We start from the raw sequence: 24,425 nt of genomic DNA, 5'->3' as shown, positions 1-24,425 counted from the left end.
CAACTCGCCATTCCACCAGATCCCGGACGATGATCGTGCCGAGTCCGGGGGTACGGCATGGCGGATTCCGCGCCGGGCGTGGCGGACGGCGGGCGGGTGCGGGACGGCGCGGCCCTCGGGGCACCGCCCGGACCTGGGCGGAAGCGCCGCAGGGCGCCGGAGGCGGGGGCTCCCGGGAATCCGTTCGAGAAAACGGTGCCCGGGAGCCCGCCGGGCGGGTCAGGAGGCGAAGACGTGGTCCACGAGTCTCGCGGTCGCCTTGCCGTCGTCGCGGGGCGCGTAGGTGCGCTGGAAGAGCTCGTAGCGCTCGGCGTGGGCGGCGGCCACCTCGTCGATCGCACTCAGGGCACCGACGACCTCGGCCGAGGTGGACAGCAGCGGTCCGGGCGCCTCGGCGGCCAGGTCCAGGTACAGGCCCCGCTTGGAGGAGTAGCGCTGCAGGTCGTAGGTGAAGAAGAGCATCGGGCGGCCGGTCGCGGCGAAGTCCACCATGACCGACGAGTAGTCCGTGATCAGCACGTCCGCGATCAGCAGCAGGTCCGTGACGTCCGGGTACGTCGTGACGTCGCGTCCGAGGCCGGCGGGCACGTTCGGCGCCGCCTGCATCGAGTGCGCCCTGATCAGGAACTCGTGGCCGGGGCCGAGCGCCCGTCGCGCCTCGCCCAGGTCCAGGCGGACCGAGGCGTTCCTGCGGTCGTAGTCGCGGTAGGTCGGCGCGTAGAGCACCACCCTGGCTCCTTCGGCGATGCCGAGCCGCTCCCGCACCCGCGCCGCCAACTCCTCGCGGTCCGGGGCCACCAGCACGTCGTTGCGCGGGTAGCCGCTCTCGAGGACCTCCCCCTGGTAACCGAAGCCCCGGCGCAGCACCGGGGTCGCCCAGGGGCTCTGCGAGATCAGCAGGTCCCAGCCGCGCACCTCGGCGGCCTGCCGGTGCCAGGCCGGCGGGCGGGGGTCGCGGGACATGTGCGGCAGGTCGTTGCCCATCCGCTTGAGCGGGGTGCCGTGCCAGGTCTGCACGACCGTCTGGTCGTCGCGCGCCCGGAACCACGGCGGCAGGAAGCCGTTGGTCACCACGTACCGCGAGCGGGCCAGCACCGCGTAGTGCTCGCGGCTGCCCGCGCGCACCACGGTCGGCGCGGCGCCCTCGGCCCCCAGTTCGGCGGGGCCGGGGGGCGTGAACGCGCCGTCCTTGACCACCCAGATGTGCTCGCCGCCGTCACCGCGCCGCACCCGCTCCTCGTAGATCGCGCGGACGTTGCCCTCGTACTGCCGCCCGTCGTAGGCGACGTAGACGGTCGCGTCGGTGAGCTCGCGGGCCCGCTCGGCGGGGTAGAAGCCCCGGCGCAGCGCGTACAGGCCGCCCGCGCCCTTCTCGTCGTCGGGCAGGTGCTCGGCCACGGAGAGCACCGGGATGTCGAAGCGGGTGGAGATCAGCCGGTACTCGCGGCCGTCGCGGATCTTCGGCTCCTCGTCCAGCCCGTCCAGGATGGCGTGGTCGACGCGGAACGGGACGATCTGGCCCTTGCCCGTCCCCGTGCGGACCGCCATGCTCCAGGTGCCGCTGCCCAGCGGGGCCGTGTCGCCGAACCTCGGCATCGCGGCGGGGGTGAACCGCACCGTGAACCGGGAGCCGTCGCGCTCCAGGGGGACGGCGTGGATCAGGCCGGTACGGTGCTTGAGGGTCAGCTCGGCCGCGCCGGAGCCGGGGAAGGAGCCCTCCAGGGTGAGCGCGCCCCTCTCGTCCCAGACGGCAGAGGTGATGACCGGCCGGATCCGGTGGGCGGAGACGATCACCCGGTCACGGCGGTCGCGCAGGACGGTGATCTCCCGGTCGCCGACGACCGTGCGGCTCTCCTCGGCCTTGCCGATCATGACGGAGGCCGCCGGGTCGCCCTTGGGCTCGATCCAGAGCCGGCCGCCGTCGCGTTCCTGCAGCAGCGAGTCGACCGCGAGCGGCACCACGACGGCGGTGCCGCCCTCGACGGGGGTGAAGTCCGCGGCGATCCGGTGACCGTCCAGGCGGGCCTGGCCCCTGGTCACCTCCTTGCCCGGCAGGAAGACGTCCACCTCCAGGCGCTCGCCCTCCAGCCGCACACCGGTCAGCTCGGCCCGGGTGGGCTGCAGCACGATCTGCAGCGCCCGGTCGGAGGTCCAGACCGGGCGGATCCACCAGCCCTTGCCGAGGTCCAGGCCCGAGGGCCGTTCGGTACGGCCGGTGCTGGGCCCGCGCAGCAGGCCGACGGAGCGGGCGCCCCGGCTCCAGATCACGATCTCGGCGCGCCAGGTGGTGGTGTCCTGCACGGCCTCGCGGTGGCGCAGCATCCGCTTGCCGCCGCGCACCACGGCCCGCACCGCCGAACGCCAGCGCAGCGGCCAGGGGCTCAGCTCGGCGACGAATCCGGACCAGTCGTAGTTGCAGCCGGCCTCCTCGGCCCCGTGGGTCGCCTCGGGGTGGAAGACCCTGCGGGTGCGCATCCGCACCGGCGGCAGCCAGCGCGGGCCGCGCAGCACCACGCTCGCCCGGTTGAAGCGGCGGCTGCGCACCGACAGGCCCGCCAGGTAGGCGTGCCCGCTGACGCGTAGCCGTCCACCCGACCAGGACAGGTCCTCGACCTGCGTCATCGGGATCAGGTCGGCGGCCCGCAGCCGGTACAGCGCCTCGGGCAGCTCGTCCTGGAGCGGCAGGTCGGCGTACCAGCGCAGGTTCTTGCGGACGCGCTTGGACGGCTCGGCCGCGGCGGTCACCAGCTTCTGCAGCGCGTCGCCGTCGGCGAGCTCGTCCACGGGGCGGTGCTCGATCAGGTGGAAGGCGATCCTGCGGGCGACCGGCAGCTCGCGCTTGACCTTCGGGTCGACCCCGGTCACGTACGGCTTCACCAGCGTGACGAACTCGCGGCGGCGGGCCGCGCCGCGCTTGGTCGCGATGTCCAGGCGGGTGCCCAGCGGCCCGGCCAGCACGTCGGCGTCGAAGCGGCGGCGTTCCTCCGGTTTCAGCCCGCCGGCCAGGACGGCGTCCATGACCGCGCCGAGCGGCTCTCCCCGGTCGCAGAGGTCCTGGACAGCCCGCAGCCGGTCAACGACGGGATCGCCGCTGGCTCGTACGGGGGTGGCACCGGTGGCCATGGGGAAAGCACCGCCTTTCGGACAGAGCGCTGTCCTTGGCCATGGTAGTGCGCCCCGGCGGAGGCGGTTACGCCGTGGAATACGGGCCTGAGCGATTTACAGGATTTCGTGATCTATGGTTTCCCGTCCCATCTGGCCGCGCGCATGTCCACGCGCACGCCCCGCAGCGGGGTCCGCTCCGCCCCCCAGCTCTCCAGGCAGCGTCGCTCGTGGCCGGGCGGGGCGGTGCCGTCCGCGTGCACCACGCGCCACCAGGGAACACCCCCGCCCCAGGTGGACATCACCCTGCCGACCTGGCGCGGGCCCCCCTCGCCCAGGTACTCGGCGATGTCGCCGTAGGACATGACCATGCCCGGCGGGATCCGCTCGACCAGGTCGAGCACCCGCTCGGCGTACGGCGTGGGGTGGCCTACCTGCTCCATACGGTCGGCCCGGCCGCGAGGATCTCGTCGAGCGTGCCGAACTCGTAGGCCGTCGAGCCGTTCAGCTGCTCGACCAGGCCGTCGCGGATCGCGTAGGACTCGCCGTCCTCACCGACCAGCCGTGCCCCCAGGAGCGCGGAGACGCGCGCCAGCTGGGCCACCTGCCAGTCGGAGCCCGGAGTTCCGGACAGGCCGCCGTTCCATACCGCTATGGCATGGACGACCCCGTCGTGCCGGGCCAGGATCTCTCCCGCCTCCTGCGTCCCCCTGAACTCGAACCCCGCCTGCCCCAGCACGGCCGCGAGCTCCGCGAAGGCGAGAGGCGCAGGGCGCTCCACGCGCAACTCGTACCCCATAGGGCGCGAGACTAGCGAACGCGGCCGACGTTCCGGGGCGGGAATTCAGACATCCGGGCTACCGCATCCGAACGTTGTCCAAAACGCAGTCGAATCGACGTCGAACGGTGCTCACGCCCGCGACCTCCGGCGCCATCTCCCCGCGGGCGCCACGGCCCCGGACGCGCCCTGGCCGGTGCTCCGGCCCGCGCTCCGGCCGGCACCCTCGCCGGTGTCGCGATCGGGGCGCCGGTTGAGCATCACCACGCCCCCGGCGAACGCCAGCAGGCCCCCGACGAGACCCGCCCCGTACAGCCAGAGCCGCGCCGGCTCGGGGCCGGGCGTGCTGGGTCCGGCGGAGGGCAGTCCCTCCCCGAAGTGCATGCCCTCGGGCACCGGGAGCGGCACCCGCACCGCGCCCGCCGTCAGCCGGCCCGCCTCGGCCAGGGCCCCGGCGGCGTTCACCACGCCGAACCCGAGGTGGTCGTCGTAGCCGCCCCGGGGACGGGCCGTGGCCGAGGAGGTGAGGGCGCGCGCCACCAGGTGCGGGGAGATCGTGGGATATTTCGCTTTTATCAGTGCGGCGACCCCGGCCACCAGGGCGGCCGCCGAGCTGGTCCCCTCCGACGAGCCGTACCCCCCACCGGGCAGGACCACCGGGACGCCGACCCCCGGCGCCACGATCTGCACCGACAGGTTGTCGCTGCTGAACTCCGCCGGCCTGCCCATCTCGTCCACCGCGCCCACGCCGATGACGCCGGAGTAGCCGGCCGGGAAGTTCCAGAAGGACGTGCCCTTCTCCAGGGTGTAGGCGGAGTCGCCGTCGTTGCCCACGGCCGCGACCAGCACCACGCCCTTGGACAGCGCGTACGCCACGGCCTCCCGCTCGCTCTGCTCCGGCCCGTAGGCCCCCAGTGACATGCTGACGACCTGGGCCCCGTGGTCGACGGCGTAGCGGATCGCCAGGGCCAGGGGGCTGCCCGCGTTCGAGCCCAGGTTCTCGTCGCGCAGGGGGGAGCGGCCGTCCGCCCGCTCCTCGACGATCAGCGGCAGCGAGAGGACCCGGGCCTCGGGGGCGGTCCCGAACACCCCCTGGGTGCCGCTCCTGCCGGCCCCGGCGATGAGCGAGGCCATGGCGGTGCCGTGCCGACCGGCGTCCGGCCGGTCCCGGTCGAACTCGATCGATCCCATGTCGGGACCGGAGATCACCCGCCCGCGCAGCTCGGCCACCCGGTCGTCGACCCCGCTGTCCACCAGCGCCACGGTGACGCCCGCGCCCCGGGTGACCTTCCACGCCTGCTCGACGCCGAGCATCTCCAGCACCCAGCGCTGGTCCCTGCGCGCGTTCGCGGCCTCGTCCGGCGGGGCCGAGGCGTCCGGGGAGGCCGAGACGCCGTCCGGGGAGGCGGGACCGGCGAGGGCACGGGCCGGAAGGGCGGGACCCTGAAGGACGGGCCCCTGAAGGGCGAAGACCTGAAGGGTGGAGGACCGAGGGGCGGAGACCTGGAAGGCGGAGGCCGCCGTGGCCGGGGACGCGACCGGCACGGCCAGCGCCGTCAGCGCGCAGAGCGCGGCCCGCGCTTTCGCGGCACGGAGCCGGAACGGCCTCAGCACACGTTCCCCTGGGTGCACTGGGGCACGGCGCTGGGCTCGTCGCCGAGGGCGCGGGCGATGCGCCCGGCGACCGCCTGGGCGGCGGGCCACAGCTCGCTGTGCAGGATCTCCTCCGGGGCGACCGCCTGGCGGGTGCGGCCGTCGGCGTAACCGGCGGCCGAGAAGACGAGGTAGGGGCCGACCCCGGTCCAGGCGTTGCGCTGGCGCTGCGCGGCCCCGAACAGCTCGCTCGCGGTGCCCGGGAAGGCCACCGGGCGCACCCCCACCCGGTCGTCCACGGCCAGCTGGCCGGACGCGGCGATCCGGCGGTCCTCGTCGCCGAGCACGGCGATGCCCACGGTGAAGACGAAGGTGGACGTCTGGTCGGCGTAGGTGGCGCGCAGCAGCGTGCGGCAGCCGTACTCGGTCAGCACCGAGCCGACGGGCGCGTCCGTGCCGGCCGCGCAGGAGACCTCGGGGGCCAGGCCGATCCTGCGGGCGTACTGCTGCACCCGGCCCAGGCCGATGTACTCCAGCTCGACGGGGAAGACCAGGTCCGCCGACCAGGTCCGCCAGCGGCCGGCGATGTCCTCCCGGATGTAGCGGGCCTGCTCGGCGGCGGTCAGCGGGCGCGAGCTCGTCTCGCGCAGCAGCCCCACCGCGCCGGTCAGCACGTTGGTCCCGGCGACGGCGAGGATGGTGCCGATCAGGATCAGGAAGATCGTACGGAAGCGGATGCCCTGTTCCAGGTCGGCCAGCTCGGCGCGCTGGATCGCCGCGCGGTCACGGCGTGTCGCGGGCCAGCTCCGCACCCGTGCCCGCCTGGCCCCGGCCCCGGGTCCTGCCCCGGCACCCGGCCCGGCGGCGCTCCGCCCGGGCACCCGGCCGGCACGGCCCGTCCCGGGACCGCTCACCCGGGAACCGGACGGCGGCCAGCCGCCGCGAGCGCGGGGGGCGGAGGCTCCCGGGCGCCGCTCCGGCTCCTGGGACCGCCCTGGCTGCGACATACTCCGATGCTACGTCGCGGCGCCTCCGCGCCCTATCGGCACGGGGTATTTTCACCTCGCCCGCTCAGCCCGCTCAGCCCGCCACGCGCCCGCTCAATCGTGTGCCCGCTCAGCCGTGCGCCCGTTCAGCCGCGCGGCACCGTCACCGGGTCGCGCACCGGCCCGCCCCGGGCCCTCGGCGGGCGCCTGCGGCCCACGGACACCGCGATCGCGACCAGGGAGACGACCGCGCCGAGACCCGCCGCCACCGCCACGCCGCCGTAGAGGGTGATCCTGGCGCGGTCGCGGTGGACGACGCGCACCGGCTCGGCCGACGGGCCCAGCGGGCGGGCGGGATCGTGGCCCCCGGCCCCCCTGGCGGTGAGGGTGTGCCCGGAGATCCTGGCCGCCGCGGCCAGGGCTCGGCCGGCGTTGACCACGCCGAACCCCATGCCGGTGTCATAGCCGCCGGTCGGCCGCCGGATGACCCCCGCGGTGATCGCCTGCACGACCAGCCCGGGCGACATCTTCGGATGTCTGCTCTTGATGAGGGCGGCGACGCCGGAGACCAGGGCGGTGGCCTGGGAGGTGCCGCGGCCGACCCAGTACTCGTCGCCGGGACCGGCACCGAGGATGTCCACCCCGGGCGCGGCCACCAGGACCGAGGGGTTGCGGTTGGAGAACGAGGCCCGGCGCAGCCCCCGGTCGGCCGCCGCGACCGAGACCACCCCGGGGAAGGCCGCGGGATAGGAGTAGGGGGCGTGGCCGCCGTCGGCGGGCTCGTCGGCGCCCTCGTTGCCCGCGGCCGCGACCAGCACGACCCCCTTGGAGATCGCGTAGCGGATCGCCGACCGCTCCTGCCGGGTCGCCAGGTCCTTGGAGATCGACATGTTGATCACGTCGGCGCCGTGGTCCACGGCGTACCGGATGCCCTTGGCCACCACGTTCTCGTAGCGCCGGGCGGAGTTGAACTCCTGGAAGCCGGGCTCCTCGTCCTCCAGGATGACCCGTACCGACAGCACCTTCGCCTTCGGAGCGACACCGATCACCCCGTCGGCCCCGCCGGGGCCGTGACCGTGACCGGCGATGAGCGAGGCCATGTACGTGCCGTGCAGCCGCAGGGGTCTCACCCACGGCGGGTTGGCCCCCGTCGTGAAGTCCCTGCCCTCGACGACCGAGCCGGCCAGGTCGCGGTGGGAGCGGTCCACTCCGGAGTCGAGCACGGCCACGGTCACGCCCCTGCCCTCGGAGATCCGCCACGCCGCGGGCAGGCCGAGCGTCCGCAGCACCTGCCGCTGGCTGTCCCGGACGTCGTCGGCCCGCGCGGCCGGTACCGGTGCCAGCGACACCAGCGCCAGCGTCGCCAGGGCCGTCATCACCGCCGTCGCGGCCGTCGCCGCCTTCACCGGCCCGGCGGGCGGCCGCGGCGCGCTCAGCACCGCCACTCCGCGGACAGGCAGTCGGGGCGGGCGGGCGTGGACAGGCCGGAGAGGATGTGGTCGGCGATGTCGCCGGTGAACGCGAAGAGGGTGGGGCGCTGCTCGCCGACCGCCTTGGCGGGGCGGCCGTCGGTCTGGCCCGCCGTGGCCATCACCAGGTACGGCCCGGCGTGGCGGGCCACGCTCGCCTGGCGTACGGCCGAGGCGAAGCGGTCGGTGACGGTGCCCGGGAAGGCCAGTGCCCTCAGGCCGGGCGACGGACGGCCCTTCGCGGGCAGCGCCGCCTTCACCCGGGCGGCGCCGATCTCGTCGTTGAAGACCGCGACGCCCACGGTGACGACGACCCCCTGGAGGGCGTCGATGTAGGTGGCGCGCAGGACGCCCAGGCAGCCCGCGCGCCGGAGGGTCCCGCGCAGGCGGGCGTCGACCGCGCCGTCACAGCCGGTCTCCGGGGAGATGCCCACCCGGCGGGCCCGCTCCTCACCACCCTGCTCGGCGGCGTACCGGACGGTCGCGGGGAAGATCCTTCCCGCGGGCCACGCCTGCCAGCGCCTGGCCACCTCGTCCAGGGCCGCCCGGTCCAGCTCCGCCCGGGTCGGGCCGCGGGTGAGCTCCGCCCCGGCGGCGCTGGTCGCCACCCCGGCCACGACCGCGCAGAACAGCGTCAGCACGGAGGCCACGAGCAGCGTCGGCCACGAACGGCGCCGCTGACGTGGGACTTCATTCACGCTCTCGACCTTAATGCGGCAAGGCTGGTGTCATCCTCCGTTCCGTCCTGATCCGTCGAAACGAAAAGTACTTGACGGTTTGGAAAGTAGAAAGTACTTTCCATAGTAGAAAGAGAGCGAGGAGCCCCGATGAGCATCTCCCCCGAGGACGCCGCCCGCACGCTGGCCGACGTCCGCACCACCCAGGCACAGGCCCTGCGCGCCGAGCCCTGGTTCCCCGCCTGGTACCCCGTCGGCGTGGCCCTCTTCGCCACCGGGGTCACGTTCGTCTCCGAACCCGGCACCGATCCGGCGGTGACGGCCGGTGGCATCGTCGTGCTGACGATCGCCCTGGTCGGACTGGTGCTGAGGCTGACCCTCACCGCCCGGATGCGCGCCCACCGGAGCCTCCTGGAGCCGGCGGCGCTGACGGGGTTCGTCGTCTGGGTGCTGGCGAGCGTGGGCGTGGCGTTCGCCGTCGCCTTCCCCCTGGACGCCGCCGGGGTCGCCTACTCCGGGCCGTACGGCTGCCTGGTGATGACGGCGTTCATGGCCGCCACCGGGCCGCTCGTCGGGCGCTGGATATCGAGCCGGCTCGCGGCGGGCGTGGAGCAGGCCAAGGAGACCCGGTGAGCGAGCTCGACCCCGTCATCCACGCGCCCGCCCGGTTGCGGATCGTCTCGCTGCTGGCCGCCGCGGAGGAGGCGGAGTTCGGGTTCGTCCGCGACCAGGTGGGGCTGAGCGACTCGGTGCTGTCCAAGCACGCCGCAGCCCTGGAGGCGGCCGGATACGTCGACATCCGCAAGGGGTACGTGGGCAAGCGCCCGCGCACCTGGCTCAGGCTCTCGGCCCCGGGACGGCGGGCCTACCGGGCGCACGTCTCCGCCCTCCAGGAGATCGTCGCGAGCTCGGGGCTCACCCTCGCCCCGGAGTGACCCCGATCGGCCCGCCCAGCCCCCGGTCCTGGCGGGCGTGGACCGGCCCGGCGGGCACGACGGCGGGACGGCAGGACGGAGACGCCCAGGACGAAAACGAAAGGCGCCCCGCGGAGCGATCGCTCCGCGGGGCGCCCGCGTACGGGTGGCCGTGCCCGCCCGGCCTTCGGAACAGGCCCTAGTAGGCCGGCAGGCTCGGGTCGACCGTCTTGATCCAGCTCAGCACGCCGCCACCGACGTGGACGGCGTCGGAGAATCCGGCGTTCTTGACGACCGCCAGCACCTCGGCGGAACGGGCGCCGGACTTGCAGTGCAGGACGATCTTCTTGTCCTGCGGGAGCCGCTCCAGGGCGGAGCCGTTGAGGAACTCGCCCTTGGGGATGAGCACGGCGCCCGGGATGGAGACGATCTCGTACTCGTTCGGCTCGCGGACGTCGATCACGTAGATGTTCTCGCCCCGGTCCTGCATGGACTTGAGGTCGGCCGCGGTGATGGTGGAGCCGGAGGCGGCCTCCTGAGCCTCCTCGGAGACCGCGCCGCAGAACGCCTCGTAGTCCTCCAGCAGGCTGGTGACCGTGGGGTTCTTGCCGCACAGCACGCACTCGGGGTCCTTGCGGACCTTGACCGAGCGGTAGTTCATCTCCAGGGCGTCGTAGATCATCAGACGGCCGACCAGCGGCTCGCCGATGCCCGCGAGGAGCTTGATGGCCTCGTTGACCTGGATGGAGCCGATCGACGCGCACAGCACGCCGAGCACGCCGCCCTCGGCGCAGGAGGGGACCATGCCGGGCGGCGGGGGCTCGGGGTAGAGGCAGCGGTAGCAGGGGCCGTGCTCGGCCCAGAAGACGCTGGCCTGCCCGTCGAAGCGGTAGATCGAGCCCCACACGTACGGCTTGCCGAGCAGGACGGCCGCGTCGTTGACCATGTAGCGGGTGGCGAAGTTGTCGGTGCCGTCCACGATCAGGTCGTAGCCGGAGAAGATCTCCATCACGTTGTCGGTGGTCAGCGCCTCGTTGTGGACGACCACGTCGACCAGCGGGTTGATCTCACGGACGCTGTCGGCGGCGCTCTCGGCCTTGGGGCGGCCCACGTCGGACTGGCCGTGGATCACCTGGCGCTGCAGGTTGGACTCGTCGACCACGTCGAAGTCGATGACGCCGAGCGTGCCCACTCCCGCGGCGGCGAGATAGAGCAGGGCGGGCGAGCCCAGGCCGCCGGCGCCCACACAGAGCACCCTGGCGTTCTTCAAGCGCTTCTGCCCGGCCATGCCCACGTCCGGGATGATCAGGTGGCGCGAGTAGCGGCGCACCTCGTCGACGGTCAGCTCGGCTGCCGGCTCTACCAGCGGTGGCAACGACACAGTTCTGCTCCCGTTTCAGGGGGTCTCGGCGAATGCGGCTAGCGGCTAGCACAGCACGCTCCCTGCACAAACCAAACCGGTGCCCGGCTCATTCCCCGACCGGCGCGAGGAGCGCCTCACGGATCAGGAGCCTGGCCTCGCGGGCCACCCTTTCGGGCAGTTCCATCTGGGCCACGTGCCCGGCGTCGGGCAGCAGCACCAGCCGTACGCGGGGGAAGGTCCGCCCGGCGCGGGCGGCCATCCGGGGGTTGACGAGCCGGTCGTGGCGGCCGTGGATCACCAGCGTGGGGGCGTTCACCGTGGCCGCCTGGCGCCACAGGTTCGCCTCGCCGCGCCGGAAGTACTCGGCGACGATGCCCCGGGCCGAGTTGACCAGTGCCGCCCCCGAGTACGGCAGCCCGTCCCTGCGCCGCAGTTCCTCGGCCGCCTCCCGCAGGCGGTCCGGGTGGATCCGCCCGACGTCGGCGTAGCACATGGCCATGGTGGCGCCGAGCCTGCGCTCGGCGGGCAGCATGGTCAGCCGGTCCGCGGCCCACTCGCCGAGCCGGGGCACCGTGGTCAGCGCCACCCGCGCCGGCCCGTACCGGGGGACGAGGTCGGGCATGGCCGGTGAGATCAGGGTGAGCGAGCGGACCAGGTCGGGCCGGGTGGCGGCGACCCGGACCGAGACGGCCCCGCCCAGGGAGTTGCCGAACAGGTGGACGGGCGCGGCCGAGACCCGCTCGATCAGCGCGACGACGATCCGGGCGTGGGCGTCGACGGAGTAGTCGCCGTCCGGCGGCTCCGGCGAGTACCCGGCGCCGGGCAGGTCGAGGGCGTGGCCGGTCACCAGGTCGGAGAGCTCGCCCATCAGGTCGGTCCAGTTGGTCGCCGAACCCGCCAGCCCGTGCACGTAGACGGCGGTCTCCGCCGCGTCCCGGGGCGTGGACCGTACGTGGACCCGCTGCTCGCCGAGGTCGACCATCTCCCCCGGCCAGTGGGGGATCGGGATACGCGCCACTGTTCCTCCTACTCGTCCGGCCTCCTTCCACGATAGTTCGGCCCGCGGCGGTTCGGCCGGGGAGCCGCCGGAAGTCCGCGCTCACGGCCGGACCGAGACGCCTTCCCGCGGCCCGCGAGAGCGCCCCCCGGGACCGACAAAAGCCACATAAGGCCATTTTCATCTAATGCCTTTTATTACAGCATCTATCGCCATTAGGTGGACGGCCTCCCCGGATTCTCGCCCGGACGGCGGACGGTCGACAACCTCCTTCTCACGCCAGAACCCCAGAACAAATGCGACATTAAAGACATTTCATAATATAAGTTACGTTTATTATCTAAGTTCGATAATAGCCAGCCAAGGAAAGGGCAAAAGGCCGCGATCTTCGTTTGTCGTAAGAGATGCGAGGAAACCATGACAAGCAGGGATGGCTGATTGCTGGTCGTCTCCGACAATTTCTGGCTTGACCAGAAAATGCCGAAAATCGGGTAACCGAACCTTTCAAGGGGGAAACGCAATGCCCAAGTTCAACAGTGTCATCGCAGGGCTCGCGATCAGCACGGCGCTGACCGGTGGAGTCGTCGGTATGGGCGCAGCGACCACCGTCACGTCCGCCGCCGCCTCGGTCACCACGGTGACCGCCGCCGCCTTCCCGACCCACGGCTGCGGCTACGGCTGGGGTCACCGTCGCCACTGCTGTGGTGACCGGTACCGTCACCACCACAAGCGCTTCAAGCTGATCATCAACAACAACAACGACAACAACAACGAGCTGGAGAACCGCACCGACCGCGTGGTGCCGCTCGTCGCCACCGACCCGGTCGTGCCGGTTCGCTAGTCGCCGAATCGCGGCCACATCCTGATCCGGTGTGACGCGACCTCGGAACGTCGTGAAAATCACGGAAGGATCCGCGGCTCTCCGCGATCCGGACCGTGACGGAGGGACAGGAATTCCGCATCCGCCCAGATCGCTTTCTTCCAGAGGGACGCGACCCGGACGGTGAAGGCGGGAATCCGGGAGCGACTTTCCCGGAGTCCTGACTCTCGACACAGTGCGAGTTCTCATTTCTCACGAACACGGGCGGGGGCAGCGCGGTTCTCGGACCGCGGTGTCCTCGCCCCGCGCCGTCCGCCTTCTTCTCCCGCTTCCCCTTCTTCACGGCCGCCCCCCGCCCCCGTCCCCTTCACGACCCCCGCCACCCCGCCGCTCCGGTGCCGCGTCCTTCCCGGCGTGCGGCACCGGAGGTCGTACGCTGGGCCGTGTCCGACGTTTGCGGGAACCGGCACGGGAGATGGAAGGTGCCGTAGCCCGGATGACGACAGGGGATGTCAGATCATGGACGTGCACGGCAAGACCCAGCGCGACGGAACGGCCGATCACCGTGCCGAGGAGCTGCCGGTCGAGACGCCCGAGGCCGACGCCGCCGAGCAGCACCGGCCGGTGCGCGAAGGCGGTTCCGCCTCGCCCCTGAGCCCGTCCGCCGACGGTGAGGCCGACCCCTCCGACGTCGTGGAGCAGAGCCGCGCGCCGCGCGAGGACGACCCGGAGTGGCCCGAGGTCATCCCCCTGGAGGCCGACCCGGCCGACGCCTTCGAGCAGCGCCGCACGGTCGAACTCGACGAGGACGACTATCGCTGACGCGCATTACCCACGCGTAGGATGACCCCAGACGCCAGGAGCATCACCCGAGGAGACCCACGTGACCGCTACCCCGGACGCCAAGCCCCGGGGCACCCGGCTGCCCCGGACGGCCCGCCGCCGCCAGCTGCTCAGCGCGGCGCAGGAGGTGTTCGTGGAGAACGGTTACCACGCGGCCGCGATGGACGAGATCGCCGAGCGGGCCGGGGTCAGCAAGCCGGTCCTGTACCAGCACTTCCCCGGCAAGCAGGAGCTCTACCTGGCCCTGCTCGACCTGCACGTGGACGACATGATCACCCGCTGCCGGGACGCGCTCGCCTCCACCACGGACAACAAGCAGCGCGTCCAGGCCGCGATCGGCGCCTTCTTCGACTTCGTCTCCAGCCAGGGTGAGGCGTTCCGGCTGGTGTTCGAGTCCGACCTGCGCAACGTCGCCCCGGTCCGCCAGCGGATGGAGCGCAACCTCCGCGAGAGCGCCGAGATGATCAGCCAGGTCATCCAGGAGGACACCGGCTGCTCCAGCGACGAGGCGCGCCTGCTGGGGGTCGGCCTCGTCGGCATGGCCGAGGTCAGCGCCCGCTACTGGATCACCAGCAACGGCTCCATCCCCAAGGACGCGGCCACCCATCTCATCGCGCGGCTGTCCTGGCGCGGCATCTCCGGCTTCCCCCGCACCGTCGCCGACCACTGAGGAACGGCCCCGCGTCCTTTCGAGGGCGCCGTCGTGCCGTCCTGAAGCGTCCCGGAGCGACGGAACCGTCCCTCACCGGCGCGATCTCTCCTACGACCGTCCGCCCCCCGAAGCCCCCGAAGCCCCCGGACCCCCGGGACCGGCCCGTCCCCGTTCACCCGCCGCGATCACTGTTCGCTTGACGCGATCAGACGGCGCGTCGGATCCCCGATGGGGCGACCATGGGACGAGCAACCCTCATCGAAAGGGAGCAGGATGGAAATCAAGATCGGCGTACGTTCCGTGCACCGTGAACTCGTGGTGGAGACCGACCTCACGGCCGAACAGGTCGAGAACGAGCTGAGCGCGGCCCTCGCGTCCAGCGGCGGCGTTTTCACCATCACCGACGTCAACGGCCGCAAGGTCATCGTCCCCGTCGCCTCGCTCGGCTTCATCGAGATCGGCGAGGAGGAGGCGCGTCCCGTCGGTTTCGGCGGCACGCTCTGACGGATCCCGGGCTCGCGCCAGGTCGTCGCCCCTCACCGGCGTGGCGCGGTCCGCGGATCCGGCACGACGGCCCTCAGGTGCCCGGGCACTCGTCCCGTTCGCCGAACCCGCAGCAGCGCGGGCGCCGGACGCGGCGCAGATGCTCCCGGCCCCGGCCGACGGCCGGGCAGGTCGCGCCCTCCCTGCGCAGCACCGGACGCGAGGTCCAGCGGTTCGGTCCACATCTCGTCAAGGAACTGCCATAGCGGCGCGAGGCCCTCATGCCTGGCACGCTACAGCGGTTCGTCGCCGGACGCTCCCCGATCCACGGACCGGCCCGCCGGTCCGCCTCTCGCGGTCCGCCGACGGCCCTGAGGCCCCCGGCCCACGACGCCCTCGCGCGGCTCCCACGAGGCCCTGAGGGCTCCCGGGGCGGTGCTCAGGGACCCGGGGTCAGGCCCAGGGCGGCCATCCGCTCGCCGTGCTCCTCGGTCAGCCGGGTGACCATCTTGCCGATCTCCCCTCCGGCCGCCTCGGCCAGCAGCTCCGCCAGCGCGGGCCTGGCCTCGGCCACGTACCGGCCCTGGCTGAGCGCCTCCCCCACCAGCCGCCGGGACCACAGCGCCAGCCGCCCGGCCAGCTTCGGGTCCTCCTCCAGCGCCGCGCGGACCCGCTCGACCGCGAACTGCGAGCGCTCCTCGTCGGCGAGGACCTCGTCGACCAGGCTGCGCGTCTCCTCGCCCATCCCGGCCGCGGCCTCGCGGTAGAACGCCTCGCGGTAGAAGTCGAGCGCGATGCCGGTGCCCACGTACGCCTTGACCAGGGCCTCCAGCCAGTCGCCCGGCGTGGTCCTGGCGTGCCAGGCGTCCAGCGGCCCGACGAACGGCGCCATCGCCTCCTCCGGGTCCACGCCCAGGGAGGAGATCCGGTCGCGCAGAAGCTCGAAGTGCGCGTACTCGACCGCGGCGAGGCCGCCGAGGGCGGCCCGATCCGTCAGCGAGGGGGCGTGGCGGGTGGCGTCCTCGGCGAGTCTGAGGAAGGCTGTCAGCTCGGCGTACGCGAGGACACCGAGCAGGTGGGCGATGCCCGGAGGGGAGTCACTCATGAGGGCAGCCTACGAGCTCTCCGACCTCACGATTCACCGGGAATACGAAGAAATCGGTTCTCCGTTGTGGTATCGAGTACACTGCTCTTGAAAGTGCGACCGCACCGTGTTAATCCGGGATATCCACTCCCGTACGCCCCCAACAGTCGGCGTGACGCCGCAGCGGTCGCTGATGACATGAGAGGGCTGGACCTTCCGCGAGGACCCGGCACGGGGAACACGTTTTCTGCCCGTGGTCCCGGCAGGCCTGCCTTCAACGGAGAATGAGGCAGGCCAAGCTGACGACGTTCCGAGACCTCGGAGTCACCCCAGAGATCGCCGATGCCCTTGAGACCGAGGGCATCATCGCGCCGTTCCCTATCCAGGAGATGGCACTCCCCCTGGCCCTCAACGGCCAGGACATCATCGGCCAGGCGCGTACCGGCACCGGCAAGACCTACGCCTTCGGCGTGGCCATGCTGCAGCGTGTCGGCAAGCCCAGGAAGAACCGCAAGAAGCCCCGCGGGCTGGTCGTCGTGCCGACCCGCGAGCTCGCCGTCCAGGTCACCGAGGACCTCGTGACGGCGGCCGGCAAGCTCGGCTCGCGGATCCTGACCGTCTACGGCGGGCGGGCCTACGAACCCCAGATCGAGGCGCTCAAGCAGGGCGTCGACGTCATCGTCGGCACCCCGGGCCGTCTGCTCGACCTGGTCAAGCAGAAGCACCTCGACCTCAGCCAGATCGGGACCCTCGTCCTGGACGAGGCCGACCGGATGCTCGACCTGGGCTTCCTGCCCGACATCGAGCGGATCATCAAGCTGATCCCGGCGGAGCGGCAGACGATGCTGTTCTCCGCGACCCTGCCGGGCGAGATCGTCGCCCTGTCCCGGCGTTACCTCACCCGTCCCACCCACGTGCGGGCCGAGAACAACGACATCGAGGCCGAGGCGACCCCGCAGACGACCCAGTTCGTCTGGCGCACGCACCGGATGGACAAGATCGAGATCGTCGGCCGCCTGCTGCAGTGCGAGGGCCGCGGGCTGACGATGATCTTCTGTGAGACCAAGCGCGCCTGCGACATGGTCGTCGAGCAGCTCAAGGAGCGCGGCTTCGCGGCCGCGGCCGTCCACGGCGACCTCGGGCAGGGCCAGCGCGAGCAGGCCCTGCGGGCCTTCCGCAACGGGAAGATCGACGTGCTGGTCGCGACCGACGTGGCCGCGCGCGGCATCGACGTCGACGACGTCACCCACGTCGTCAACTACGACTGCCCGCAGGACGAGAAGGCGTACGTCCACCGGATCGGCCGCACCGGCCGGGCCGGCAAGACGGGCATCGCGGTGACCTTCGTCGAGTGGGAGGACATGACCCGCTGGAAGGTCATCAACAACGCGCTGTCGCTCTCCTTCCCGGAGCCGGTCGAGACCTACTCGACCTCCCCGCACGTCTTCAGCGACCTGAACATCCCCCCGGGCACCAAGGGCGTGCTGCCGCGCGCCAACCGGTCCCGCGCGGGCCTGGCCGCCGAGGAGGTCGAGGACCTCGGCGAGACCGGGCGGATCCGTTCCCGCTCCCCCCGCAAGGGACGCGAGGACGACTCCCCCCGGGGACGCGACGACTCCCGCAGGGGACGCGACGACGAGCGTGAGGAGCGCCGCGAGCGCCCCGCGCGCACGTCCCGCGAGCGCCGTCGTACCCGTGGCGGCCGGACCGGCGAGGAGACCCCCGCGCCGATCACGTCCGAGGAGCCCCGGCAGGTCCGGGACGTCCAGCCGGTGCAGGACGCCCTGCCGGCCCAGGACGTCCTGGCGGTCCGTGAGGTTCAGCCCCCTGTCGTCGAGATCGCCGAGGTGGAGACGGACGTGGCACGCCGCAAGGACATCCGTGACGACATCCGTGACGACCGGCACGCCGAGTCCGGGCCCCGCCGGGGCCGGGCCCGCAAGGCCGGCCTGAACCCGGAGGTGAGCCTCGTCGGCACACCCGAGACGCAGGCCCACGCCGAGCCGGCCGAGGACGAGACGGCCCCGCGCCGGCGCCGCGGCAGGCGCGAGCAGGTGGCCGAGACGGCCCAGGCCCCCTCGTGGGCCGAGGAGCCGGTGACGGATCTGAGAGAGGACGACGACACCATGGCCGAGCGCTGGGACGACGAGCCCGTGGCGGAGGCCCCCGCGCCCCGGCCGCAGCCCGAGAAGATCATTCCCCCGAGCCCGTTCTCGGTGATCTTCAAGTCGCCCGACCTGGCCTCGGAGGACGACGAGATCGCCCCTTCGGCGGCCTCCGAGCGTGTGCAGAGCCGTCGCCGGCCGCAGGTGCGCGGCCAGCAGCAGCGGGGACCGCGCCGTCCGAGCTGACGGTGCCGGTGCCGGAAAGGGGCGCGACCGTACCGGTGGCGCCCCTTTTCGCGTTCCCGCACGCACGGAGCGATCCCAACAAGAGAGGTATCGTGGGGCCACGTGAGTACGCCGCGTTTTCTGACCCTGCCTCCAGGCGTCCGCTCCCGCCGGATCGAGACGGCCGTCGGCGCCTTCGCCGCGCTTGAGGCCGTACCCGTCAGCGGCATCCCCGAGCGCCGGCCCGCACTCCTGGTCCCCGGCCTGACGGGCAGCAAGGAGGACTTCATCGCGGTCCTGCAGACGCTCGCCCAGTCGGGGCGCCAGGTCGTCGCGATCGACATGCGGGGCCAGTTCGAGACCGGCGGCCCTGACGACCGGTCCGCCTACACCTGCGCCGCGCTCGGCAACGACGTGGACGTGCTGGCCCAGGTGATCGGTCACGGCGCCCCCGTCCATCTGGTCGGCCACTCCTTCGGCGGCCTGGTCACCCGGGAGGCGGTCATCGACGGCCGTACCCGCTTCGCCTCCTACACGCTGATGAGCTCCGGGCCCGCCGCGATCGTCGGTCCCCGGGCGCGGGCGGGCCGTTTCATGATCTCCGAGCTGCCCGAGCAGGGCCTGGAGCACATGTGGCACACCCGGATGGAGCCCGAGGCGATGGCGGCCGGCGTGTCGGAGGAGATCGTCGCCTTCCTGCGCAAGCGGCTGTTCGCCAACTCCGTCACCGGCATGTTCGCGATGACCGAGGAGGTGCTCTCCGCGGTGGACCGCTGCGACGAGCTCACCCAGGTCGAGGTCCCCACCCTGGTGCTGTACGGCGAGCACGACGACGGCTGGCCCCCGCACATGCAGGCGGAGATGGCCCACCGGCTGGACGCCGACTGCGTGGTCGTCCCCGGGGCGGCCCACTCCCCCGCGGTGGAGGCCCCGGAGACCACCGCCGCCGCCCTCATCCGCTTCTGGAACGCCGCCGAGAACCCGCTGAGGAGCTGATCCGGCACGGGACGACGTGTCCCGCCGGGCGCGGTGCGGCGGTTCCCCCACCGCGCCTGCCCGCCGGGTGCACGGACGTCTCGGCCCGCACCGCGTGTGCGGGGGCCGGACGGGCGCGTCCCTAGTCCGCCAGCGCGGCCCAGGGCTCGCGGTCCTCGCCCGCGGCCTGCCCCTCGGGACAGTGACGGCGGAAGTCGCACCACGAGCAGAGCGGTCCGGTACGGGGCGGGAAGATCGCGTCGATCTCGGGGGGCACGGCGGGCGGGGTCCGGTCGGCGCCCGCGGCCCGCGCGGAGGTCCGCCCGCTGGCGGGGCGGGCCTCGGCGGCCCAGGCCCGGTAGCTGTCGTCGGCCCGCGACGCCTCCTCGGCGATCTCCTCGGCGTGGCCGAGGTGGCGGGCCAGGGACTCGTCGGTGTGCTCCCACTCCACGATCGAGGCGGTCGGCAGGTGGTGGAGCTCGACGCGGTGGCAGGGCCGGTGCAGCATCCGCGAGGAGGCGATGGCGTAGACCGCCAGGGCGAGCGAGGAGCGGGCGTCGTCGGTGTCCAGCGGGCGGCGACCGGTCTTGTAGTCGACCACGACCAGTTCCTCGCCGCGCAGGTCGAGCCGGTCGATCCTGCCGGACAGGGCCAGGGTCGCGGTCCGCGTGGCCACCGTGCGCTCGACGCCGACCGGTTCGGCGGCGGGGTCCAGGCTCGCCACGTACCCGGAGACCATCTCCCGGGCCCTGTCCCGCCAGGTGGCCGACTGCTCGGCGTCACGGAACCCCTCGCCGATCCACCCCCGGTCGAGCAGCAGTCCGGCGACCTCGGGCGTGCGCCGCTCGGGCGGCTCCCGCCACCAGGCGGCCAGGGCGTTGTGCACGCTGGCGCCCACGCTGTTGTGCGCCCAGGGCCGGCCCCTCTGCGGCGCCGGCCGGTCCATGTAGGTGAACCGGTAGCGCCGGGGGCAGTCGAGCCAGGTGTTCAGCCGCGACGGCGTGCAGGAGTACAACCGCCGCGGCATGCCCTCCAGGGGAAGCTGGTCCATCGAGGACTATTCGTCCCGCAGGTTCAGCCGGATTCCCGCCGCGCGCGTGCCGTCGGTCAGCGGACCCTCCTCCTCGGGGGCCTCCGCGCCACGGGTCAGCGAACCGGAGAGCCAGGCGTCGAACTGGGGCTCCAGGTCGCCGACGGTGCTCTCCTCGCCGTGCGCGGGCAGCACCCGGGTGCGGTGCGGGAGGGTGAACAGCCGTCCGCCGATGGCGGTCAGCTGGTCGGCCAGGGCGGGGTACTCTCCGCCGATCCGTCCCGGGCCGTCGGCCTGGAGGGTCTTGCCGGTGAAGACCGCGTCCAGGCCCTCGCAGTAGAGCGAGACACCGCCCTGGGAGATGCCCGGGGTGGACATGACCTCCAGCTGAACGCCGGCGACCTCGAACAGGCCGTCGTCCTCCATGTCGATGTCGGGCCAGGTGTCGGGCCAGGTCAGCCGCCACAGCGGCCGGTCCTTGGGATGAAGGGCGATCACCGCCTCGTCCCTGGCCGCCACCTCGATGGCCGCGCCCACGTGGTCGGGCAGGCCGTGGGTGCAGATGACCGCCAGCACCTCACGCTCCCCGACCTTCTCCAGGATCTTCTCCGCGTCGCGCGCGGGGTCGATGACGATGGCGTCCTCGTCGTCGCCCAGGATCCACGTGTTGTTCTCGACCTTGTGCTCGACGCCGTCGACATCGACGACGCCCTCGGTCACCACTCGCTCGATACGCGCTGTCACGCTTCCGAACTTTACTGCCTGATCCCGCCCCGCGGTCCGGAGCGGCGTCCGCGATACGCGCGCTGCTGGCAACCCCTGGAGCAGTACGCCCGCGGGCGCCCCGTCCCGCCGCGTTCCATGGCGGTGCCGCACACCACGCACGAGAGGCTTTCATCACGTCTTTCGTCACGTTGACGGACCAGCACCTCGACGCCGTCCAGCACCCGCCGCAGGCCGAACTCGAAGGGGTCCTCGGGCTCGTCGTAGCCGCCCGCCTCCCACACGGCGGTCAGCGTCGGATAGCGGGACAGCTCCGCGTACAGGGACTCCCTGGCCCCCCACCAGTCCTGTTCGGAGACGCCCGTCCGCCGCTCGACCCTGGCGACCTCCGCCTCCCTGACGGCCTCGCCCTCCACGAAACGGCCGACCAGGCCCACCACGGCGACCATCTCGGCGGGGCCGAGGCCGATCCCCGCCACGGTGGCGAGCGCGTGCTCGAAGCCGGCGACCGCGTTCGGCCCGGGGACGGTCCGCGTGCCGCGCACCCCGGCCAGCCAGGGATGGCGGTGGCACAGCGCCCGGTGGCGCCGTGCCCACGCCTCCAGGGCCTCGCGCCACCCGTCCCGATCGCCCGCACCGGCCGGCGGTTCCGCCTCGGTCACGGTCTCGCCCAGCACCGCGTCGCACATCAGGTCGACGAGCTGCGTCTTGCCCGGAACGTGCCGGTAGAGCGACATGCCGGTGAAACCGAGCCGCTCGCCGACCCGGCGCATGGACAGCGCCTCGATCCCCTCGGCGTCCGCGATCTCGACGGCGGCGCGCACGATCGCGCCGACGCTCAGCCCCTGCCTGGACGCGGCGTCCCGCGGCTCCCGCCACAGCAGCTCGACGGTCCGGTCCGGATCCTCCTGGGCGGCCACCGTCCTCCTCCCTTGACGCTCGGCCCCGACATCTGTTTATAGTGTATAGGTTTGTTTACAGCATAAACAAGGAGCCCTTCTTGGACGAACTCTACGTGTCCCCCTCCGGTGACGACGCCGGGCCCGGCACCTCCGGGCGGCCGCTGGCGACCCTCGCCCGCGCCCGCGACCTGGCACGCGACCTGGCAAGAGATCGGGCGGGTGATCGAGCGGAGGATCGAGCGGGGGATCGGACGCGGGACCCGGCACGTGACGCGCCCGTCGTGGTGCACCTGCTCCCCGGCGTCCACCGGCTCACCGAGACCCTGGAGCTCACCGAGGCCGACTCCGGTGTGACCTACCGGGGCGGGGACGGTGGCGAGACCGTCGTCAGCGGCGGCAGGCGGATCACCGTCCGGGACGGGCTGGACGGCGTCTGGACGGCCGAGGTCGGCGACCTGGAGACCCGCGGCCTGCACGTCGGCGGACGCAGGGTGGAACGGGCCTGGATCGACGGCCTCCCCGGCAACGCCGTCAGGACCGCCACCGGGTACGTCACCGACAGCGCGGAGCCGCTGAGCTGGGGCAATCCCGCCGACGTGGAGTTCGTGCTGCGCGGCGTCTACCCGTGGACCGAGGCCCGCCTCGGCGTCGCCGCCGTCGAGGCCGACGGGGACTCGACCGTCGTCACCATGGCCGAGCCCGCCTTCGGCTGGGCCGTCGAGCTCTACAACTCGGTGGTGCCCTGGGAGGGCGGGGGCGAGTCCTACGGTCCCGGCCTGCCGACCCGGGTGGAGAACGGCACGGGGTTCCTGACCGAGCCGGGCACCTTCGTCCTGGACACCTCCCTGCCGGGAGGGCACGTACTGCGCTACCGGCCCCGCCCCGGCGAGGATCCGGGGCGGACCGAGGTCGTCGCGTCCGCCCTGGAGACCCTGGTGAGGGTCACGGGCGCGCGCGACGTCGCCTTCGAGGGCATCACCTTCGCCGACGCCACCTGGCTGCGGCCGAACCGCCCCGAGGGCTTCCTGCACTACCACGGCACCGGCTACTACGACGGGGGCCCGATCGAGAAGGTGTCGTTCGCCGAGGGGGCGTGGGTGACGGTCCCGGCGGAGTCCCTGACGATCCCCGCCAACGTCGTGTTCGAGGACGCCGTACGGGTGACGGTCGAGGGGTGCCGCTTCACCCGGCTGGGCGCCACGGCGCTGCGGTTCTCCGGCGGCGCGGACGTCCTGGTCCGCGGCAACGTGTTCGAGGAGGTCTGCGGCGGAGGGCTCACCGTCACCGGGAGCCGGGCGGTCACGATCGAGAACAACCTGGTCCGCGACACGGGGCTGGAGTACTCCGGCTCGCCCGGTATCGCGGTGGCCGGGGGCGAGGACTGCGTGATCGCCTGCAACCAGGTGAACGACGTCCCGCACTGCGGCATCGTGGCCGGTCCAGGCCGGGGCACCCACATCCTGCGCAACCTCGTCTTCAACACGCTGAAGGTGCTGGCCGACGGCGGCGGGATCTACCTGTCCGGCCCGCAGGGCGGCTCCCACGACGACGGCGCGCTGATCCGCGGCAACGTCGTGCGGGACACGCTCACGCCGTACAACTTCGCGCTCTACACCGACTACGGCGCCGCCTGGGTCACCGTCGAGGGCAACGCCGTCCAGCGCGCCGACAACACCGCGACCCTGCAGGTGTGGCCGCCGCTGGAGAACGTCGTCCTGCGCGGCAACGTCTGGGACGCCGCCCCGGTGGGCTGGGACGAGCCCCCGCCGGGCGTGACCGTCGAGGGCGACGTGGTGGCCGCCGACGAGGCCGACTTCGCCTCTCGCGCGGCCGGCGTCGTCGCCCTGGCGGGCCTGGAGGCCGGTCACGCCCATCTGAGGGAGCGGCGACCGGTCTCCTGACCGCACCGGGAGCCGGCGCCGGCCTTCCGCCCGGGAAGCCCGCGACCGGCCCCGGCCGTCCGGGAGCCGGTGACACCGGCCTTGGCCGTCGGGAGGAACCGTTCCGCTAGCCTTCCGGGGTGCCGAGGGCCGCCAGGCGCGGGGAGAACGCCCCGAAGGGGAGGTCGAGGGCCTGGTCGCGCTCGCGCAGGTCGCGCAGGGACAGCTCGGCCAGGGTGATCAGATGGCCCGCCTCGACCGGCCACACGATCGCCCAGAGCCAGTTCCCCAGGGCCTCCCCGGCGTAGACGGCCCGGTCGGGGGCCGCGGTGACGCACCACAGGGCGGTCGGGTGTCCTCTGACGTCGACCTTGGCGTGCGGCGGGCCCTTGTCGAACCCGGTCCCCGGATCGGTGCCCTCCAGCCCGGCGAGGGCCGCGCCCAGCCCCACACCGGGCTCCTCGGCGACGATCAGCAGGTCGGCGGGCCCGTGGGTCAGCGAGGGGCCGGAGAGCGCGGTCACGGTCGCCCGCGCGCCGTCGCGCTCGTCGCCCACGTCGGCGAACCCCGTGACCAGCCAGCCCGCGGGCAGCGGCCAGGGGACCCAGACGGGGACCTGGGACAGGCGGGTGACGGCCTCCACCGAGGCCGCGGAGGGGGATCTGGGCGGCCGGAGCGGGAGGACGTCGCCGTGCGGACCGCAGCTCCATGCACTCGACCAGGCACCCGGCGGGCGGAGCGGACCGAAACACCGTGGGCACGTAGGGGCGGCTTTCACGCCTACCCACGCTGCTTCTTCCGGCGCCCGTCGTCAAGAGGTCTGT

Annotated in this window: 24 protein-coding genes; 9 read left to right on the top strand and 15 right to left on the bottom strand. The window is 72.9% G+C overall.

The genetic code is table 11. The features are described 5' to 3' along the window. Positions 1 to 219: 219 nt before the first annotated feature. The 7 genes from ACZ6RT_RS09110 to ACZ6RT_RS09080 form a co-directional block, all read right to left on the bottom strand. Positions 220 to 3,123, bottom strand: a complete 2,904-nt coding sequence (locus tag ACZ6RT_RS09110) for a CDP-glycerol glycerophosphotransferase family protein (protein WP_470152720.1) — start codon at positions 3,121 to 3,123, stop codon at positions 220 to 222. Between the two features lie 113 nt (positions 3,124 to 3,236). Continuing rightward, the gene (locus ACZ6RT_RS09105; RefSeq protein ID WP_344902269.1) at positions 3,237 to 3,545 is read right to left on the bottom strand and encodes an MGMT family protein; all 309 of its coding nucleotides are present in this window, start codon (positions 3,543 to 3,545) and stop codon (positions 3,237 to 3,239) included. Continuing rightward, a complete protein-coding gene (locus ACZ6RT_RS09100) occupies positions 3,533 to 3,901 on the bottom strand; it encodes a hypothetical protein (RefSeq protein WP_399187843.1) in 369 nt (122 codons plus the stop codon). Before ACZ6RT_RS09100 ends, ACZ6RT_RS09105 begins: the two co-directional genes overlap by 13 nt. A 111-nt stretch (positions 3,902 to 4,012) precedes the next feature. Continuing rightward, on the bottom strand, positions 4,013 to 5,494 hold the full coding sequence (locus ACZ6RT_RS09095) for a S8 family serine peptidase (RefSeq protein WP_470152719.1): 1,482 nt from the start codon (positions 5,492 to 5,494) through the stop codon (positions 4,013 to 4,015). Then, positions 5,488 to 6,285, bottom strand: coding sequence for a hypothetical protein (locus tag ACZ6RT_RS09090; protein WP_470152718.1), 798 nt, complete (start codon positions 6,283 to 6,285; stop codon positions 5,488 to 5,490). Before ACZ6RT_RS09090 ends, ACZ6RT_RS09095 begins: the two co-directional genes overlap by 7 nt. A 320-nt stretch (positions 6,286 to 6,605) precedes the next feature. Beyond that, a complete protein-coding gene (locus ACZ6RT_RS09085; RefSeq protein WP_399187849.1) occupies positions 6,606 to 7,898 on the bottom strand; it encodes a S8 family serine peptidase in 1,293 nt (430 codons plus the stop codon). After that, positions 7,892 to 8,626, bottom strand: coding sequence for a hypothetical protein (locus ACZ6RT_RS09080; protein WP_399187851.1), 735 nt, complete (start codon positions 8,624 to 8,626; stop codon positions 7,892 to 7,894). The genes ACZ6RT_RS09085 and ACZ6RT_RS09080 overlap by 7 nt, the downstream gene beginning before the upstream one ends. Before the next feature lie 129 nt (positions 8,627 to 8,755). Between ACZ6RT_RS09080 and ACZ6RT_RS09075 the strand changes: the two genes are divergently transcribed. Both ACZ6RT_RS09075 and ACZ6RT_RS09070 read left to right on the top strand, forming a co-directional pair. Further along, positions 8,756 to 9,238, top strand: a complete 483-nt coding sequence (locus tag ACZ6RT_RS09075; RefSeq protein ID WP_470152717.1) for a hypothetical protein — start codon at positions 8,756 to 8,758, stop codon at positions 9,236 to 9,238. Continuing rightward, positions 9,235 to 9,540, top strand: coding sequence for a winged helix-turn-helix domain-containing protein (locus tag ACZ6RT_RS09070; RefSeq protein WP_344902289.1), 306 nt, complete (start codon positions 9,235 to 9,237; stop codon positions 9,538 to 9,540). The genes ACZ6RT_RS09075 and ACZ6RT_RS09070 overlap by 4 nt, the downstream gene beginning before the upstream one ends. Before the next feature lie 178 nt (positions 9,541 to 9,718). Here the strand turns inward: ACZ6RT_RS09070 and moeZ are convergent, their stop codons facing one another. Both moeZ and ACZ6RT_RS09060 read right to left on the bottom strand, forming a co-directional pair. Then, a complete protein-coding gene (gene moeZ / locus ACZ6RT_RS09065; RefSeq protein ID WP_399187855.1) occupies positions 9,719 to 10,900 on the bottom strand; it encodes an adenylyltransferase/sulfurtransferase MoeZ in 1,182 nt (393 codons plus the stop codon). Between the two features lie 88 nt (positions 10,901 to 10,988). Continuing rightward, entirely contained in the window at positions 10,989 to 11,900 is a 912-nt protein-coding gene (locus ACZ6RT_RS09060) for an alpha/beta fold hydrolase (RefSeq protein ID WP_399187857.1), read from the bottom strand. A gap of 499 nt (positions 11,901 to 12,399) precedes the next feature. Between ACZ6RT_RS09060 and ACZ6RT_RS09055 the strand changes: the two genes are divergently transcribed. The 4 genes from ACZ6RT_RS09055 to ACZ6RT_RS09040 all read left to right on the top strand — a co-directional run bounded on the left by ACZ6RT_RS09055 (position 12,400) and on the right by ACZ6RT_RS09040 (position 14,698). Further along, a complete protein-coding gene (locus ACZ6RT_RS09055) occupies positions 12,400 to 12,720 on the top strand; it encodes a hypothetical protein (RefSeq protein WP_470152716.1) in 321 nt (106 codons plus the stop codon). A gap of 498 nt (positions 12,721 to 13,218) precedes the next feature. Further along, positions 13,219 to 13,521 carry a hypothetical protein gene (locus tag ACZ6RT_RS09050; protein ID WP_399187861.1) on the top strand — a complete coding sequence of 101 codons (303 nt, stop codon included), beginning with the start codon at positions 13,219 to 13,221 and terminating at the stop codon, positions 13,519 to 13,521. 61 nt (positions 13,522 to 13,582) lie between these two features. After that, positions 13,583 to 14,212: a TetR/AcrR family transcriptional regulator gene (locus ACZ6RT_RS09045; protein ID WP_344902306.1), complete on the top strand. Its 630-nt coding sequence runs from the start codon at positions 13,583 to 13,585 to the stop codon at positions 14,210 to 14,212. Between the two features lie 255 nt (positions 14,213 to 14,467). Continuing rightward, positions 14,468 to 14,698, top strand: coding sequence for a DUF3107 domain-containing protein (locus tag ACZ6RT_RS09040; RefSeq protein ID WP_344902309.1), 231 nt, complete (start codon positions 14,468 to 14,470; stop codon positions 14,696 to 14,698). 73 nt (positions 14,699 to 14,771) lie between these two features. Here ACZ6RT_RS09040 and ACZ6RT_RS09035 read toward each other — a convergent pair whose 3' ends face one another. Beyond that, positions 14,772 to 14,930, bottom strand: coding sequence for a hypothetical protein (locus ACZ6RT_RS09035; RefSeq protein ID WP_399187865.1), 159 nt, complete (start codon positions 14,928 to 14,930; stop codon positions 14,772 to 14,774). Between the two features lie 186 nt (positions 14,931 to 15,116). Beyond that, positions 15,117 to 15,782, bottom strand: a complete 666-nt coding sequence (locus ACZ6RT_RS09030; protein ID WP_470152715.1) for a ferritin-like fold-containing protein — start codon at positions 15,780 to 15,782, stop codon at positions 15,117 to 15,119. A gap of 263 nt (positions 15,783 to 16,045) precedes the next feature. Between ACZ6RT_RS09030 and ACZ6RT_RS09025 the strand changes: the two genes are divergently transcribed. Together ACZ6RT_RS09025 and ACZ6RT_RS09020 are read left to right on the top strand one after the other, a co-directional pair. Then, complete coding sequence (locus ACZ6RT_RS09025) at positions 16,046 to 18,112, top strand: DEAD/DEAH box helicase (protein ID WP_470152714.1); 2,067 nt, start codon at positions 16,046 to 16,048, stop codon at positions 18,110 to 18,112. A 102-nt stretch (positions 18,113 to 18,214) separates the two neighbouring features. Continuing rightward, positions 18,215 to 19,087, top strand: coding sequence for an alpha/beta fold hydrolase (locus tag ACZ6RT_RS09020; protein ID WP_399187871.1), 873 nt, complete (start codon positions 18,215 to 18,217; stop codon positions 19,085 to 19,087). A 121-nt stretch (positions 19,088 to 19,208) separates the two neighbouring features. On the opposite strand, the gene ACZ6RT_RS09015 is transcribed toward ACZ6RT_RS09020, so the two are convergent. The 3 genes from ACZ6RT_RS09015 to ACZ6RT_RS09005 are packed head-to-tail and all read right to left on the bottom strand — an operon-like array spanning position 19,209 to position 21,739. Further along, positions 19,209 to 20,117 carry a RecB family exonuclease gene (locus ACZ6RT_RS09015; RefSeq protein ID WP_470152713.1) on the bottom strand — a complete coding sequence of 303 codons (909 nt, stop codon included), beginning with the start codon at positions 20,115 to 20,117 and terminating at the stop codon, positions 19,209 to 19,211. Between the two features lie 6 nt (positions 20,118 to 20,123). After that, positions 20,124 to 20,840, bottom strand: coding sequence for an MBL fold metallo-hydrolase (locus tag ACZ6RT_RS09010; RefSeq protein ID WP_399187875.1), 717 nt, complete (start codon positions 20,838 to 20,840; stop codon positions 20,124 to 20,126). Positions 20,841 to 20,851: 11 nt separating this feature from the next. Continuing rightward, positions 20,852 to 21,739: a TetR/AcrR family transcriptional regulator gene (locus tag ACZ6RT_RS09005; protein ID WP_470152712.1), complete on the bottom strand. Its 888-nt coding sequence runs from the start codon at positions 21,737 to 21,739 to the stop codon at positions 20,852 to 20,854. An 80-nt stretch (positions 21,740 to 21,819) separates the two neighbouring features. Here ACZ6RT_RS09005 and ACZ6RT_RS09000 point away from each other — a divergent pair, with 80 nt between their 5' ends. Further along, entirely contained in the window at positions 21,820 to 23,622 is a 1,803-nt protein-coding gene (locus ACZ6RT_RS09000; protein ID WP_470152711.1) for a right-handed parallel beta-helix repeat-containing protein, read from the top strand. Positions 23,623 to 23,728: 106 nt separating this feature from the next. Here the strand turns inward: ACZ6RT_RS09000 and ACZ6RT_RS08995 are convergent, their stop codons facing one another. Further along, a complete protein-coding gene (locus tag ACZ6RT_RS08995; protein WP_399187881.1) occupies positions 23,729 to 24,379 on the bottom strand; it encodes a DUF6758 family protein in 651 nt (216 codons plus the stop codon). Positions 24,380 to 24,425: the final 46 nt, after the last annotated feature.

Source organism: Streptosporangium sp. NPDC050148, assembly GCF_055586505.1.
This window is presented reverse-complemented; position numbering and strand designations above follow the sequence as displayed.